Genomic DNA, 14,821 nt, shown 5'->3' on the forward strand with positions numbered 1-14,821 from the left:
AGCCCGGATGGAGAGAGGACGAAAGAACGGAATGAAAAAGTCATGGATACGTGTGCTAAGCACAGGTGTATTAACCGGGATGCTGACCATTGGAGCGGCATTACCTGTATGGGCATCTGATCTGACGACAAGTGAATTACGGGTCAAAGCGGGCAGCACGAGCGCTTATATTAACGGTGATAAGCAGGCCATAGCCAAACCTTACAAGTTCAAGGGTGTTACGATGGTGCCTGTCGGTGTGTTCAAGAAAGCTTTTGGCAGTGAAATCCGGCTGGAGAAAAATGATATTGTCAAAATCAAGGAAGGTCCGCACACGGTTACCCTAACGATTGGCAATTCAATTGCCTGGGTAGATGGTGTAAAGCATGAGATGGGTGCCGCTCCGAAGATGGTGAATGGCGTACTTATGGTTCCACTTCGTCCGGTTGCCGCCGGGATTGGAGCAACGCTGGCTCCGAACAGTTCCGGAGAAATGGTGATTCGTCTGTTGCAAACCGATGATTCGGTAGACGATGAGGACGGCCTCCATCCGGATGAAGGCAAAACCAGAATTGGCAACAGCTTTTACGGCTGGTCCATTAACTATCCGGCAGACCTTATGGTTTTCCAGACCGGTGAGCAGGAGCGCATGATGACTTTTGGCGCTGCGGACAACAGTTATTATCTTGAGGTGTACGTCAGCGATCAGGACGTGGCTCTGGATGCGGATGATTTGTTGCAGCAACTCGTGCAGGAGGCCAAACAATCGGGAGATACGGTGCTGGATCGTGAAGCGGTGTCGAAAGGCAAAACGCCTTATGCACGCATTATCGTGAAAGATGTAGATGGCATGTTGTGGGAGATGCGTCAGTATCTGAGCGAAGGTCGTCAATATGATGTGTACCTCGCGGATTACGAAGCCCTGAATTACAAGGATCTGGGAAAACGCGCTGCGCTGCTTAATTCATTCCAACCAACTTTTGCAGAATCGGATCGAACGATCAAGGATCTGTCCACCGTAGATAACGGCATGCGCTCCGCATGGAATGATGACTATGGTATTGAATTGAAGATTCCTGCGGGCTGGTCGATCGACAACAATCAGATGATCTATGAAGCCAAGGATGGTGCATACCTGCAATGGCGTGTCACATCGGCGAAGGCAGGTACAACGGTCAAAGACTGGAGCGGCCAACTGGATAAGTGGATGCGCGAGACATTTACACCAGAGAGTTATGAGCCAATTGGCTCATATACGATGGATATCTCGGGAGAGACTGCCGAGGTGAATGAATTCCGTTATAACTTTGGCGGCGGCTGGCAGACCGAGTTCGATGTTCTTTTGCAGAAGAATGGGTATCGATATTATGCAGAGTATACGTTCCCTGAAGAGCAAAATGCAGATCGGGCATGGTTTGAACGGATTATGAAGAGTGTCGAGATTGATTTTGATACGGTTGCCGATAATTTCGGTCAGCTGGATGAAGATCCGTATTTGACAGACAAAACGAAGACACTTACACGTACGTCCAAACGTTATAAATACAGTGTGGATATCCCCCGTTACTGGACGCCTTACAGTGATCGATTCGAGTATTCACCTGTGGTATACACCTTCACGGGCGGAGAATTCTCCATTGCGGCGAGCGAAGACAAGTCGATCGAGATGACAGTTAGTCAACTGAGAGAAGCTTACGCTGAAGCCACCAAAACGCGAGAAAACTTTCAGCTGCTTCGCAGTGAGGAACTGACGTTTGCGGGTGTGCCTGCATTTTCCTTCACGTATCATGAGCTGGACAAAGGCGTGCCATATGCGGGTCGCCAGATCGTGTTTGAAAAGGACGGAACGACCTATACGATCACAAGTGGCCTGAATGATGCCAACAAGACAGAAGTTCAGGCGGCAGCCTTGGAAAAAGCAGTGAACTCATTTACTTTTATTAAATAATATTGATGCATGCCGGAGGGTCAGTGACCTTCCGGCTTATTTGTTTCCTTTATAAGATAAATTAAATATTTACACTGGGACGAAGAGTGCAGAACCGATCTGAAGAAGCGAAGCGTGCGCGTTTATCACCAGATTTTTTCCTTTAGAAAAGGAAATAAAAAAAATCTGGGGGTAACAGCGATCGGAAGATGGTACTGCAATCGGAGTGCCTAGTGTAAATCTTAATGGAAATGAAAATGGTAAACGGTTTTTTCAGGAAAACGTAGAAGAGTCGGTGCAGAAGTGGTACACTATACTAGTTCAGGAGTTATGACTGCTGATCTGGTAAATATGAATGACTGTAAGCTTGGAGTTCAGGCAATACAGACATAATAGATAGATATAGTAAATACCGTGACAATGCAGGTGTACCCGATAAGGTGCAGTCTCAAGCTTAGTATGTTCAGGCGCTTAAGGATATAGGGATGAAATCCGGCGGATAGCCGGCTATGGGGAGGATCTACATGAAAACAGCAACAATACGAAGAGAAGACGTTGAACTTCTGGCACCTGCTGGTGACTGGGATTGTATGCGTTCGGCGGTAGCCAATGGCGCAGATGCAATTTTCTTCGGAGTCGAAAAGTTTAATGCACGGGCACGGGCGAACAATTTCCGCATGGACGAGCTGCCGGAGATTATGGCGTTTTTGCACAGTTATGGCGTAAAAGGTTTTTTGACCTTTAATATATTGATTTTTGAAAATGAATTGACGGATGCCAAAGAACTGATTGATGCATGTGTCGATGCAGGTGTAGACGCTGTAATTGTTCAGGATTTGGGTCTGGTGAAGATGATCCGCGAGATCTCGCCGGATTTCCCGATTCACGGTTCAACACAGATGACGATTACGTCACCGGAAGCGGTCGAGTTTACGAAGCCGTTTGATATGGAACGTGTCGTTCTGGGACGGGAGAACAACCTGAAGCAGATTCAGAAAATCGGTGAACAGGCGAAGCTTCCAATGGAAGTATTCGTTCACGGTGCATTGTGTGTATCCTACTCTGGGCAATGTCTGACTTCCGAAATGTGGGGAGGACGTTCGGCGAACCGCGGGGAGTGCGCACAAGCTTGTCGTCTTCCATACGACCTAATGGTGGATGGAGTGCACAAGCCGATGGGTGATGTAGCCTATCTGTTGTCTCCGAAGGATCTGGCAGCGATTGATCTGATGCCGGAACTGATCGAAGCAGGAGTAACTTCTTTCAAAATTGAAGGACGTCTCAAAACGCCGGAATACGTAGCAAACGTGGTAAGCAAATATCGTAAAGCGATTGACCGTTATTTTGATGGAGATAACACACCGCCAAGCAAGGAAGAAGTTCGCGAATTGCAGCAAAGCTTCTCCCGTGGATTCACGCATGGATTCCTCAGCGGTACAAACAACAAAGAACTAGTGGATGGAACGTTCCCGAAAAGCCGTGGTGTCTACCTTGGTCGTGTAGATCAAGTGTTGCGTGATGGTGTGGTCCTGAAGCTGGATGCACCCGTGAAACGTGGAGACGGGATTGTATTTGACGCTGGAGACCCAACGAAGAAGGAAGAAGGCGGACGGGTATACGATGTACGTCGCAAAGGCGTAAAACTCGAAGGCGAAGCCGAAGAGGGCTGGATCGTTGACGTTGTGCCAGGTCGCAGTGACGTGGATCTGCGCCGCGTGAAAGTTGGCGACAAAGTCTGGAAAACGAATGACCCGGCGCTGGACAAACGTCTGCGTCAAAGCTTTGAGACCGAGAAACCGTTCCGTGTATTCCCCGTAAAGGTGAAGGTCATCGGCAGCCCAGGCCAGCCGCTTAGCACCTGGTGGACAGACGTGCAGAAAGGTACGACCGTTCGGATTGATTCTGAGATGGAACTGGACATTGCACAGAAGCGTCCAATGACGCATGAGTTGCTCGAAGAGCAGTTCGGTCGTCTGGGAGGCACCGTGTTCCAGTTGGAAGGAATGGACGTCAACTTGCACGGTGATGTCATCATCCCGATGCGCGAGTTGAATAACATTCGCCGTCAGGCGGTAGAACAACTTGCGGGCGAACGTCCTAAACCACCTGTCTACGTGAAACGGGCGGTTGATGTGTACGGCGATTCGGTTAAACCGGCATCGCCAGCCGCTCGCGGTCAAGCCGAGTTGACCGCGCTCTGTCGTAGCCTGCCACAAGTGGAGGCAGCGATTGAAGCGGGCATCGGCATGATCTATGCCGACTTCGAGTTCATCAAGCAGTTCCCGGCAGCCGTGGAAGCTGTGCATGCCGCTGGTCGCAAGATCGCGCTGGCAACACCGCGTATTCACATGCCTGGGGAGAACGGATATCATAACAATATCTTGCGTCTGAAGCCGGATGCAGTATTGGTACGTAATACAGGCGCACTGTACTTCTACCTGCGTCACCGGATGGAAAATCCGGATGCGAAGCACCCGGAACTGATCGGCGACTTCTCATTGAACATCGCCAATCACAAAGCCGTTGAATTGTTCCTGGAAGCCGGATGTGACTGGATTACCCCATCCTATGACCTGAACATTCAACAAATGGTTGATTTGCTGGGCCACTCCCGTACAAGTCAGACTGAAGTGGTTATCCATCAGCATCTGCCGATGTTCCACACCGAGCACTGTGTGTACTGTACGTTTATGAGTGAAGGAACGGACTTCACGAACTGTGGACGTCCTTGTGAGGAACAGCGTGCATCCCTGCAAGATCGAATTGGTATGTCCCACCCGGTACGTGTGGATGAAGGCTGCCGTAATACGGTATACAATGCAGTGGAGCAGTCAGGTGCCGAGTATCTGACCAACTTTATGGATCTGGGTGTATCGCGTTACCGTGTGGAATTCCTGGAAGAGACACCGGAGCAGGTACGTGAAGTTATTGATCTGTACAACCGTGCACTGCGCGGCGAGATCAGTGGTACACAAGTGTGGAAAACACTCAAAGCAACGAACCAACTGGGCGTTACACGTGGTCAATTGGTGAAATAATTAGATTGTATGGTACATCAACATTTACAAGCAAGCATTAAGCAACCCCAAACTCTGCTTTACGGAGCTCTTGGGGTTTTTTTACATCATGACACAGGAGGCGAAGAAGCGTGGCGCCATTCACAATTATGGATATCAAATTGCTGTGCGGGGTCACGGCATTCAAGCGCGGAGAAGATTATAACCAATCTGGCAGGGTGACCAATCTGGTGGTCAGTAAGGATCAGCTTCATTATGAAGCACAGGTACGTGGATCGGAGCGCTATCAGGTGACGGTGGATATAGATGGAACGGGTGAGGTTGTGGCAGGCTGCAGTTGTCCGGGGGATGGCAGGCATTATGACTATTGCAAACATGTAGCTGCTGTCCTGTTGGCTATTCACGAATGGGGTGAGCAGGAGGAGCGTAATGCCACGATTGCCTTTGGGAAGCCTCCTCAACCTCCTACAGGCCAAGGAGCCAATACCAGTTCTATCTTAGGTTCCAAGTCCAAGGTCGGGACGCTAGTCGAAGAGAGCGTGTGGGAGCGCCCACAGTCTGCTTCACAACGAGAGCAACTGAATGATGCTCCAGAGCGTCCTCCGGTTCATTTTGCCCAAGCAGGTCGGCCAAGCTCAGCTTCGGGGTGGGGTCGTTCGGCGGATAAACCTTCTTACCGTACGGCGGATCAGATTCTGTCCATGTTTGCCAAGGATCGGAGACCGTTGCATGGAAATGACCGTAAATACACTGCTCCTGTCAACCGATCCTCCCTGCGGGAAGAGTTGCAGGTACAGTTTATATGCAAGCTGATACAGGTTCATAAGGGCGGAGGGAAACTCGCTCTTGAACTGAAAGTGGGTAACAAACGTCTGTATGTGGTGCAGAAAGTGAAGCAATTCCTGAACTGTATCGAGAAAGGCGAACCGATGTCATTCACCAAGTTGTTCCACTATGATCCATTGATGCATGTTTTCAATCCCCAGGATCAGGCCATTCTCACGATGCTTATTCGAATGAGACAGAGTGAAGAAGCATATCGCCAATCCATTTCCGGTTATCTGGGAGCTTCCGATGGACGTGATATATTGATTGCTCCACTCGTATGGAAGCCGCTGCTGGAATTGCTGCTACAGGCTGACAGTCGGATGGAGGGGACAGGATTTGCCAATGGACCACTCACACTTGGTGAAGGTGTATTGCCTTTGTTTTACCGGATTGCCCAGGGAACGAATGAAGGGTATCAGCTTGAGATTTCCGGACTGCGTGAGCTGATTCTTCTCCCTGCTTATGATGCTGCTGTGGTGGAAGGACAGTTGCACATGTTGGAGCCGATGCAGATGCGAAGTCTGGAGGACTTGAGTGCGGCACTCACCTCATATGGGATCAAGGAAAGCATCGATATTTCGACCCAGCAGGTGGATGAATTTGTGCAGCATGTTGTGCCTGAACTGCGTACGCTTGGACATCTGTCCATTGATTCGCAGGTGCGTGAACAGATCGCGGAACCGGAACTCTCACCGAAGCTGTATATCGACTTCTATCGTGAACGTATTACAGCACGTCTGGAATTCGACTATGAAGTCATGGTAATTAATCCGCTGGCAGAGTACTTGATCGATGAAGAAGAGAAAAAAGTTATTTTGGTGCGTGATCGATACAAAGAGCGGAATCTGATTGAACGGCTTGATCGTTCCTTTCTCGAAAGGGATGGTAGTGTCTGGGCAAGTGAACGGGAAGATGCCATCTATGATGTCATGTATCATCTGTTGCCTGAACTTGAGAAACAGGTAGAAATCTATATGCCAAACGCCGTGAAAGCGATGGTGCAATCCTATCCAACACCGCCAAAAGTGCGAGCAGATTTGGGGAGAGGATTGGACTGGCTGGAGATTTCATTTGAGATGGAAGGTGTGGACGAGCAGGAACTTCAGGAACTTATGCGCCGCATTGTCGAAAAGAAACCGTATTTCCGCCTCAAGAGCGGTGTCTTTCTCTCGCTTGAAAATGAAGGTGCAGACAGCTTCGCTCACATGGCCGATTCACTGGGACTGGGAGCAGATGACATCAAGAGCAGCCATATCCGGCTGCCAGCTGTTCGGGCGTTGCAATTGCCAGGCAGGGATGAGGTTTCTGGTCATGTGAAGTGGGGAGGCTCCCTGAAACGTTTCCTTGATGATCTGCGAGATCCCGAACGGATGGATTTTGCATTGCCGGGATCTCTGACCCCCATCCTGCGGGATTATCAGAACAGTGGATACCAGTGGCTGCGTACCCTCGCTTATTATCGGTTTGGCGGCATTCTCGCGGATGATATGGGACTTGGCAAAACGTTGCAAAGCATCGCCTATATCACAGCGGTACTTCAAGAGAAGCCCCAGTACAACATTGACCATACGGGTAGTGATAAGTACCGGGAGAGCGGATCATTATGGGGCGGTGACACGTTGGGCACTGCCGACACTGATCCCGAAACGGGACTGCCTTTGGATAAGGTGGCTTCAGAGAATACGGATGGTTCATGGTCCACGATGCAGCAGGATGGATTGACGATCCGAACGAAGGTCATTCATCCTCCGGTACTTGTCGTGGCGCCTGCTTCGCTGACCTATAACTGGGCTAATGAGTTTGCGAGGTTTGCCCCGCATCTGAACGTCCTGATCGCAGCCGGGCAGAAAGAAGAACGAGCCAATATGCTTTCAGGCATGGATGAGGCAGATGTGATTGTGACATCGTATCCTCTGTTGCGTCGGGATCTGGACACTTACCTGGGCCGAACCTTCCATACGCTCATTCTGGATGAAGCTCAGGCAATCAAAAATGCTTCTTCCCAGACCGCGCAGGCAGTGAAACAGATTCAGGCACCGCGCCGCTTTGCACTCACAGGTACACCTGTGGAGAACTCGCTGGATGAATTGTGGTCCATTTTTGAAGCGGTATTCCCAGGGTTGTTTCCAAGCTACAGAAGATTTCGCGACCTTCCTCCGGAACGGATCTCGCGGATGGTGCGTCCGTTTATTCTGCGCCGCCTGAAGAAGGATGTGCTGGAAGAATTGCCTGATCGAATTGAAACGGTACAGCGGTCGGAGCTCACGGTTGAACAGAAGAAACTGTATGCCGCATACCTCTCCCAGCTTCAGGATGAAGCGTCGAAGGATATGGAGGATAACGGATTCCAGAAGAATCGTATCAAAATTCTGGCTGGTATCACGCGTTTGCGTCAGTTGTGTTGTCACCCGGCCCTCTTTGTCGAAGGCTATCAAGGCGATTCCGGGAAAATGGAACAGTTGCTAGAAACGGTCGAAGACTGTTTGGCAGCAGGCAAACGCATTCTCATCTTTTCCCAGTTTGCGAGCATGTTGAACCTGATTCGTCAGACGCTCGCGGCACAGGGAAGGAATCTGTTCTACCTCGATGGTCAAACCCCTGCGCAGAGCCGGGTCGAGATGTGCCACAGATTTAACGAGGGTGAAGCTGAACTGTTCTTAATCTCTCTGAAAGCTGGCGGTACCGGACTAAACTTAACAGGGGCAGATACCGTTATATTATATGATCTGTGGTGGAATCCCGCGGTGGAAGAACAGGCAATTGGCCGTGCTCATCGCATGGGACAGAAACAGGTGGTGCAAGTCATCCGCTTGATTACCGAAGGTACGATTGAAGAGAAAATTCTAGAACTCCAGCAGCGGAAGAAGGATTTAATTGCCGAAGTGATCGAACCGGGAGACGGGGGCTCAACGACCTTATCCGAACAGGATATCCGTGAATTGTTGATGGTATAATGAAGTCCAAGCATCGTAGCAATAAGAATCATTAAATATATTAAACTATACAAGATGGACTAATGATTTACAGGAGAAACGTAGAGGACAGAAAAAAACTGGAGAAGCGGAGCGCTCCCCTTTATCACCAGATTTTCACTTTTGTAAAAGTGAATTAAAAAATCAGGGGATAACAGCGATCGGAAGGTTGTTCTGTCATCGGAGTGGTAAGTGTAAATATGCTTTAGTTCACTTGTTTAGCAAAAGGAGTGGGTTCGTGTGCGTATTCGCAAAGCGATTATTCCAGCCGCAGGGCTGGGTACCCGGTTTCTGCCTGCCACCAAGGCGATGCCTAAGGAAATGCTGCCCATCGTGGACAAGCCAACGATCCAGTACATTATTGAAGAAGCCGTAGCTTCAGGTATTGAAGATATCATTATTGTGACGGGTAAAGGGAAACGGGCTATTGAAGATCACTTCGACTATTCTTTTGAGCTGGAACAGAATCTGGCGGACAAACAGAAGTGGGACTTGCTTAACGAAGTTCGCAAACCCTCCGAGATGGCAGATATCCATTATATCCGTCAAAAGGAACCGAAGGGACTTGGTCACGCCATCTGGTGCGCCCGCAAGTTTATCGGCAATGAGCCTTTTGCCGTCCTGTTAGGGGACGACATTGTGGAAGCCGACCATCCCTGCCTGAAGCAGATGATCGATGTCTACGATGAACTGCAATCTCCGATTGTTGGTGTACAGCCTGTGGATTGGAGCGAGGTATCTCGCTACGGGATTGTAGATGGGGAGTTGCTGACCCCTACCGATGATCGTGTCTTTCGTGCCCGCCGCTTAATTGAGAAACCGAAGACCGAGGATTCGCCTTCAAACCTGGCCATTATGGGACGTTATATTCTTACGCCAGATATTTTTGAAATACTAGGTCAACAATCTGCTGGCGTTGGGGGCGAAATTCAGCTCACGGATGCCTTGTCCCGATTGAATGAACAGCGGCAGATTATCGCGTATCATTTTGATGGACTGCGTCATGATGTTGGCGAGAAGCTGGGCTTTATCGAAACATCGATTCACTACGCATTGCAGCGCCCGGATCTGCGGAAAGATCTTTTGAAGTATTTGGAACAGGTTGTAAAGGGTCAATAATTGGTTACTGCATGTCCTTGAAGTCCAGCCGAAGAATGATATCGCGGCTGGGCTTTAATTTATTTTCTGGAAGGGTAAATATGAGGATTATGCAGGCTAATGAACAAACACTTACCTGACACTTTACATATACATAGTCAATATGAAGAAATGATGTCAACAGCAAAACGGAGGGATGTCATGAAGGTACTTCCGCTGTTTATGGATGGTGCTGTCATCTTGGAACCCAAGGTTTATGGTGATCACCGTGGATATTTTATGGAGAGTTATAATGAGCAGGTTCTTCATGAACAGGGGATACAGCACGTCTTTATTCAGGACAATCAATCCTTGTCGGCTGAAGCAGGTGTTGTGCGTGGGCTTCATTACCAGCTTCACCCCAAAGCACAGACTAAATTGGTGAGGGTTATATCAGGGGCTATATATGATGTGATCGTGGATGTCCGCACTTCATCCCCTACCTTTGGTCAATGGAAAAGTGTCATTCTAAGTGAGTATAACCAGCGGCAGCTGCTTGTTCCTCAAGGATTTGCTCATGGATTCTGTACCTTGGTGCCTCATTGCCAGGTAACTTATAAGGTAGACGCCTATTATTCTCCTGAACATGACCGTGGAATTCTGTGGAACGATCCGGCACTCGCCATTGATTGGCCTGTGACGAAACCTATATTATCGGAGAAGGATCAGAAGCATCCTTTACTGAAAGATGCTGAACTGAATTTCGACTAATTAATCAGACTATTCAGATACTTCTGTATCTGGAGGCAGAGGGAGAGTGACAGCATGAAACTACTGGTTACGGGTGGGGCCGGATTTATCGGCAGCAACTTTGTGCTATATATGCTTCGTGAACATCCGAGTTATGAGATTATCAATGTGGATGCATTAACGTATGCGGGGAACTTGGAGAACTTGCATACGGTAGAGTCCAATCCCCGATATACCTTCATCCAAGCAGATATTGCAGATATACAGCAGATGGAAACTGTTTTTTCCCAAGGCATTGATGTGGTAGTGAATTTCGCTGCCGAGTCTCATGTGGATCGAAGTATTCTATCCCCGGATATCTTTGTACGTACCAATGTGATGGGTACTCAGGTTCTGCTGGATGCGGCAAAGAAATATCAAGTCACCAAATTTGTTCAGGTATCGACGGATGAGGTATATGGATCACTAGGTCCGACGGGTTTATTTACTGAAAATACACCTTTGATGCCAAACAGTCCTTACTCTGCAAGTAAAGCTGGCGGGGACCTGCTTGTAAGAGCCTATCATGAAACCTTTGGACTTCCCGTAAATATTACACGTTGCTCCAATAACTATGGGCCTTTTCAATTCCCGGAGAAACTGATTCCGCTGATTATATCCCGGGCATTGAATGATGAAGCCATCCCGGTATATGGTGACGGGCTCAATATTCGTGACTGGCTTTATGTCGAGGATCACTGTAGCGCGATTGATCTGGTAATTCATAATGGACAATCTGGAGAAGTGTACAACATTGGTGGTAATAATGAACGTACTAATATATACATTGTGGAGAGCGTATTGGAGCAACTGGGTAAGCCAGCGAGTTTGATACAATATGTACAAGATCGGTTGGGACATGACCGACGTTACGGTATAGATCCTACCAAGATACGTACAGAGCTTGGCTGGCAACCCGCCCACAATTTTGAGACAGGGATCAAGGAGACTATTCAATGGTATCTGAAGCATCAAGACTGGTGGACGAGAATTCAATCAGGCACATATCAGGACTATGTTCAGCTTCAGTACGGTAAACGGATGGGTGATTCATCCAAATGAACTATAGAGTTATGGTGACTGGCGCAGCCGGACAGCTGGGTTATGATGTGGTGGAGACCTTTGAAGCAGAGGGTCATCAGGTATTGGCCTGTGACAAGAAGCAGATGGATATTACCGATCAACAGCAGTGTACAGATATAATTACAACGTTCCGCCCGCACATCATTATTCACTGCGCTGCTTATACGGCTGTCGATCAGGCTGAGGCAGATGAGGATACAGCATTCGCAATCAATGCATCAGGTACTAGAAATATTGCAGTTGCCGCCCAGAGTGTGAAAGCAAAGCTGGTATATATCAGCACCGATTATGTATTCGATGGGAGCGGGAGTACACCATACCGGGAGTACGATGTAACGAATCCACAGAGTGTTTATGGCAAGTCGAAGCTTGCCGGGGAACGGCTGGTTCAAAGTTTGTGTACGCAATGGTTTATCATTCGAACATCATGGGTGTTTGGCGTGCATGGCAGTAATTTTGTCAAAACCATGCTGGAACTTATGGTGAAGCGTCCACAACTTCAAGTGGTTCATGACCAACAAGGTTCACCTACCTATACGGTGGATCTTGCCCGATTCATTCATACCCTTTCTACGAGCAGAAAATATGGTATCTACCATGCTTCAAATTCAGGAACGTGCACATGGTACGAGTTTGCAGAGGCAATAAAAGAAGAAGCCAATAAGCAGAATGGATTCAAGCCAACGGCCGAACTTACGCCATGCACAACCGTTCAGTTTCCGCGTCCTGCCCCTCGTCCTGCATACTCGGTCATGGATCATTTGGCGATTCGAACGAACGGTCTGCAACCTCTGAGACACTGGCGTGAGGCGCTGATTGCATTTTTGAATGAGTTGAGTGTACAGCAAAAGGACTGAGCATGTTGATAGTCCGAGATTTATCTAAAATATATCCTCTATTTAACAGCCGCCTTCAAGCGGCTATTTTGTTTTACATCTCCTCAATTCGGGTAGTTAGCTAACAAAAAGATACTGAGGATGTGAATGTGATATGAAACGCATTGCCGCCGTGTTAATACTACTGATCGTTACCGTGGGCACACTCTTTTTCGCCTATGAAAGCGAGAGTGAGGAACAACGGGACGGATTTACCGCTTATAGATTAATCGCCCATGCGATGGGCAGCATTCGTGATCAACCATATACCAACGCATATGAAGCGATGATCGCCAATTACGAGAAAGGCACACGTGTTTTTGAGATCGACTTTATGCTGACCTCGGATCGCAAAGCCGTAGCCAGACATGAGTGGACCGCTAATATGAGTAAAATGCTAGGACAGGACCAAGAGCTTCCCGAGGAAAAACAAGCCGGGGCGCTGACACATGATGAGTTCATGAATACGCCTATTCTGGGTATGTACCAACCCATGGATGCCGACGGCATTATAGATGTACTGGCTAAATACCCGGATATGTATATCGTAACCGATACCAAGGAACAGAAGGATGAAGATATACAGCAGGTGTTAAGATCCCTCGTGGATGCTGCCAAAGAACATGATCCCTCCGTGCTTGATCGCGTGGTTGTACAGATCTACAACGAACCCATGCTTGAAACGGTGAAAGAAGTCTATGCATTCCCTTCCATTATCTATACGTTATACGCCACACAGGATACAGAAGATCAGGTTGTTGATTTTGTGCAAAAAAATGATATTGATGCCGTGACCATGCCGGAGTATAAAGTAAACCAGAATTTCGTCGCCAAGCTTAATAGTGCAGGCTCAGTTACTTACGTGCATACCATAAATGACACTGAACAGGTGGCTAACTATGAGAAGTGGGGCGTGTATGGGGTGTACTCGGACGTGCTGACGGAGCAGGAACTGGATGAGATGAATACACGGTTTGCCTGGAAACCGTAAAATGTCGTAATTACAATCATTACAAAATCCAAATCACAGGCTTTTCCATACCAGAACAGGGAAATGTCTGTGATTTTCTGTTCCCCTTTTTATACGAACATTGACACTCACTGTCTGCTGACTTAGACTTAGTTTACAAGCTTTCTAGGATGCAGAAGAACCTCTGGAGGAATGTTCGTTGATAGACATGATTAAGCAGTGGAGACATGTATTTAAGCTTGACCCGGACCGGGAGATTACGGACGAAGAACTTGATCAGGTCTGCATGTCGGGGACCGATGCAATTATCGTCGGTGGATCTTCAGGAATTACTTATGATAACACGGTAGACCTGATGTCCCGTGTGCGTCGCTATGAGCTGCCCTGTGTGCTTGAAGTATCGGATCTGGAGGCTGTTGTTCCCGGGTTTGACGGATATCTGATCCCGATGGTCCTGAATGCAACGGACAGCAAATGGATGATTGGGCACCACCAGAAGGCTATAGAGCGTTACGGCTATCTGATCCCATGGGATCTGCTGATTGCCGAGGGTTATATTGTGCTTAATGCAAACTCCACGGTAGCACGGTTGACGGGTGCGGATACGGATCTGACGACAGGAGCTGCGGTGGCATATGCCCAGGCTGCGGAACGTCTGCTCCATCTTCCTATTGTATACATGGAGTACAGCGGAACGTTCGGAGATATGGAGCTTGTTGGTGAGACACACAGACAGTTGGAGCGGGCACACCTCATCTACGGCGGCGGAATTGATGAGCCGGAGAAAGCCGCGCAAGCTGCTCAGGTGGCGGATACCATCGTTGTAGGTAACATCGTGTATAGTGATTTGAACAAAGCGCTTGAAACGGTGTTTGCCGTAAAAGGTACCGATGAAACGGTTTAGTTTACCATTCCCCCATTTTCCCCTTATGATCTGTTAAAATAGAACTTTGCCCTTACTAATTTTAAGAAGTTATATGAGCGTAATGTCGTTTACACGAGTAGGAAATTCGTATAAAGGAACTATATTTACACAAAAACGAAGTTTTCTCTTTTTTTACTACTCTTAAATATAAGCTAAACTAATTTTTACACGAGAACGCAGAGGACAGAAAAAAGCTGGAGAAGCGGAGCGTTCGCCTTTATTACCGGATTTTCACCTCTTACCAACAATTCGTATATAGGCTATGTTTACACGGAAACGGAGAGTGCAGGAGCAATCTGAAGAAACGAAGTGTTCGTATTTATCGCCGGATTTTCCCTTTAATAAAGGGAATCAAAAAATCTGGGGATAACGACGATCG

Annotated in this window: 9 protein-coding genes; all 9 read left to right on the forward strand. The window is 48.1% G+C overall.

Going from position 1 to position 14,821, the window contains the following annotated elements; all coding sequences use genetic code 11:
• Positions 1 to 31: 31 nt before the first annotated feature.
• A complete protein-coding gene (locus MKY73_RS01895; protein WP_339305429.1) occupies positions 32 to 1,927 on the forward strand; it encodes a stalk domain-containing protein in 1,896 nt (631 codons plus the stop codon).
• Positions 1,928 to 2,430: 503 nt separating this feature from the next.
• Positions 2,431 to 4,944 (forward strand): DUF3656 domain-containing protein, encoded by a 2,514-nt coding sequence (locus MKY73_RS01900; RefSeq protein WP_339305431.1) that lies wholly within the window; start codon positions 2,431 to 2,433, stop codon positions 4,942 to 4,944.
• Positions 4,945 to 5,054: 110 nt separating this feature from the next.
• Positions 5,055 to 8,705: a DEAD/DEAH box helicase gene (locus MKY73_RS01905; protein ID WP_339305433.1), complete on the forward strand. Its 3,651-nt coding sequence runs from the start codon at positions 5,055 to 5,057 to the stop codon at positions 8,703 to 8,705.
• A 258-nt stretch (positions 8,706 to 8,963) separates the two neighbouring features.
• Positions 8,964 to 9,842: a UTP--glucose-1-phosphate uridylyltransferase GalU gene (gene galU / locus MKY73_RS01910; protein ID WP_339305434.1), complete on the forward strand. Its 879-nt coding sequence runs from the start codon at positions 8,964 to 8,966 to the stop codon at positions 9,840 to 9,842.
• A 180-nt stretch (positions 9,843 to 10,022) separates the two neighbouring features.
• Positions 10,023 to 10,571: a dTDP-4-dehydrorhamnose 3,5-epimerase gene (gene rfbC, locus MKY73_RS01915; protein ID WP_339305435.1), complete on the forward strand. Its 549-nt coding sequence runs from the start codon at positions 10,023 to 10,025 to the stop codon at positions 10,569 to 10,571.
• Between the two features lie 54 nt (positions 10,572 to 10,625).
• The gene (gene rfbB / locus MKY73_RS01920) at positions 10,626 to 11,651 is read left to right on the forward strand and encodes a dTDP-glucose 4,6-dehydratase (protein WP_339305437.1); all 1,026 of its coding nucleotides are present in this window, start codon (positions 10,626 to 10,628) and stop codon (positions 11,649 to 11,651) included.
• On the forward strand, positions 11,648 to 12,529 hold the full coding sequence (gene rfbD, locus MKY73_RS01925; protein ID WP_339305439.1) for a dTDP-4-dehydrorhamnose reductase: 882 nt from the start codon (positions 11,648 to 11,650) through the stop codon (positions 12,527 to 12,529). The genes rfbB and rfbD overlap by 4 nt, the downstream gene beginning before the upstream one ends.
• 133 nt (positions 12,530 to 12,662) lie before the next feature.
• Positions 12,663 to 13,538 (forward strand): phosphatidylinositol-specific phospholipase C/glycerophosphodiester phosphodiesterase family protein, encoded by an 876-nt coding sequence (locus tag MKY73_RS01930; protein ID WP_339238048.1) that lies wholly within the window; start codon positions 12,663 to 12,665, stop codon positions 13,536 to 13,538.
• 178 nt (positions 13,539 to 13,716) lie between these two features.
• On the forward strand, positions 13,717 to 14,421 hold the full coding sequence (locus tag MKY73_RS01935) for a heptaprenylglyceryl phosphate synthase (protein ID WP_339305441.1): 705 nt from the start codon (positions 13,717 to 13,719) through the stop codon (positions 14,419 to 14,421).
• Positions 14,422 to 14,821 lie beyond the last annotated feature (400 nt).

It is taken from the genome of Paenibacillus sp. FSL R5-0519, assembly GCF_037974275.1.
Taxonomy (GTDB): Bacteria; Bacillota; Bacilli; order Paenibacillales; family Paenibacillaceae; genus Paenibacillus.

Coding starts and splice junctions, on each gene's coding strand:
- MKY73_RS01895 (WP_339305429.1), top strand. CDS start 32: ATGAAAAAGTCATGGATACGTGTGCTAAGCACAGGTGTATTAACCGGG.
- MKY73_RS01900 (WP_339305431.1), top strand. CDS start 2,431: ATGAAAACAGCAACAATACGAAGAGAAGACGTTGAACTTCTGGCACCT.
- rfbC (WP_339305435.1), top strand. CDS start 10,023: ATGAAGGTACTTCCGCTGTTTATGGATGGTGCTGTCATCTTGGAACCC.
- rfbB (WP_339305437.1), top strand. CDS start 10,626: ATGAAACTACTGGTTACGGGTGGGGCCGGATTTATCGGCAGCAACTTT.
- rfbD (WP_339305439.1), top strand. CDS start 11,648: ATGAACTATAGAGTTATGGTGACTGGCGCAGCCGGACAGCTGGGTTAT.
- MKY73_RS01930 (WP_339238048.1), top strand. CDS start 12,663: ATGAAACGCATTGCCGCCGTGTTAATACTACTGATCGTTACCGTGGGC.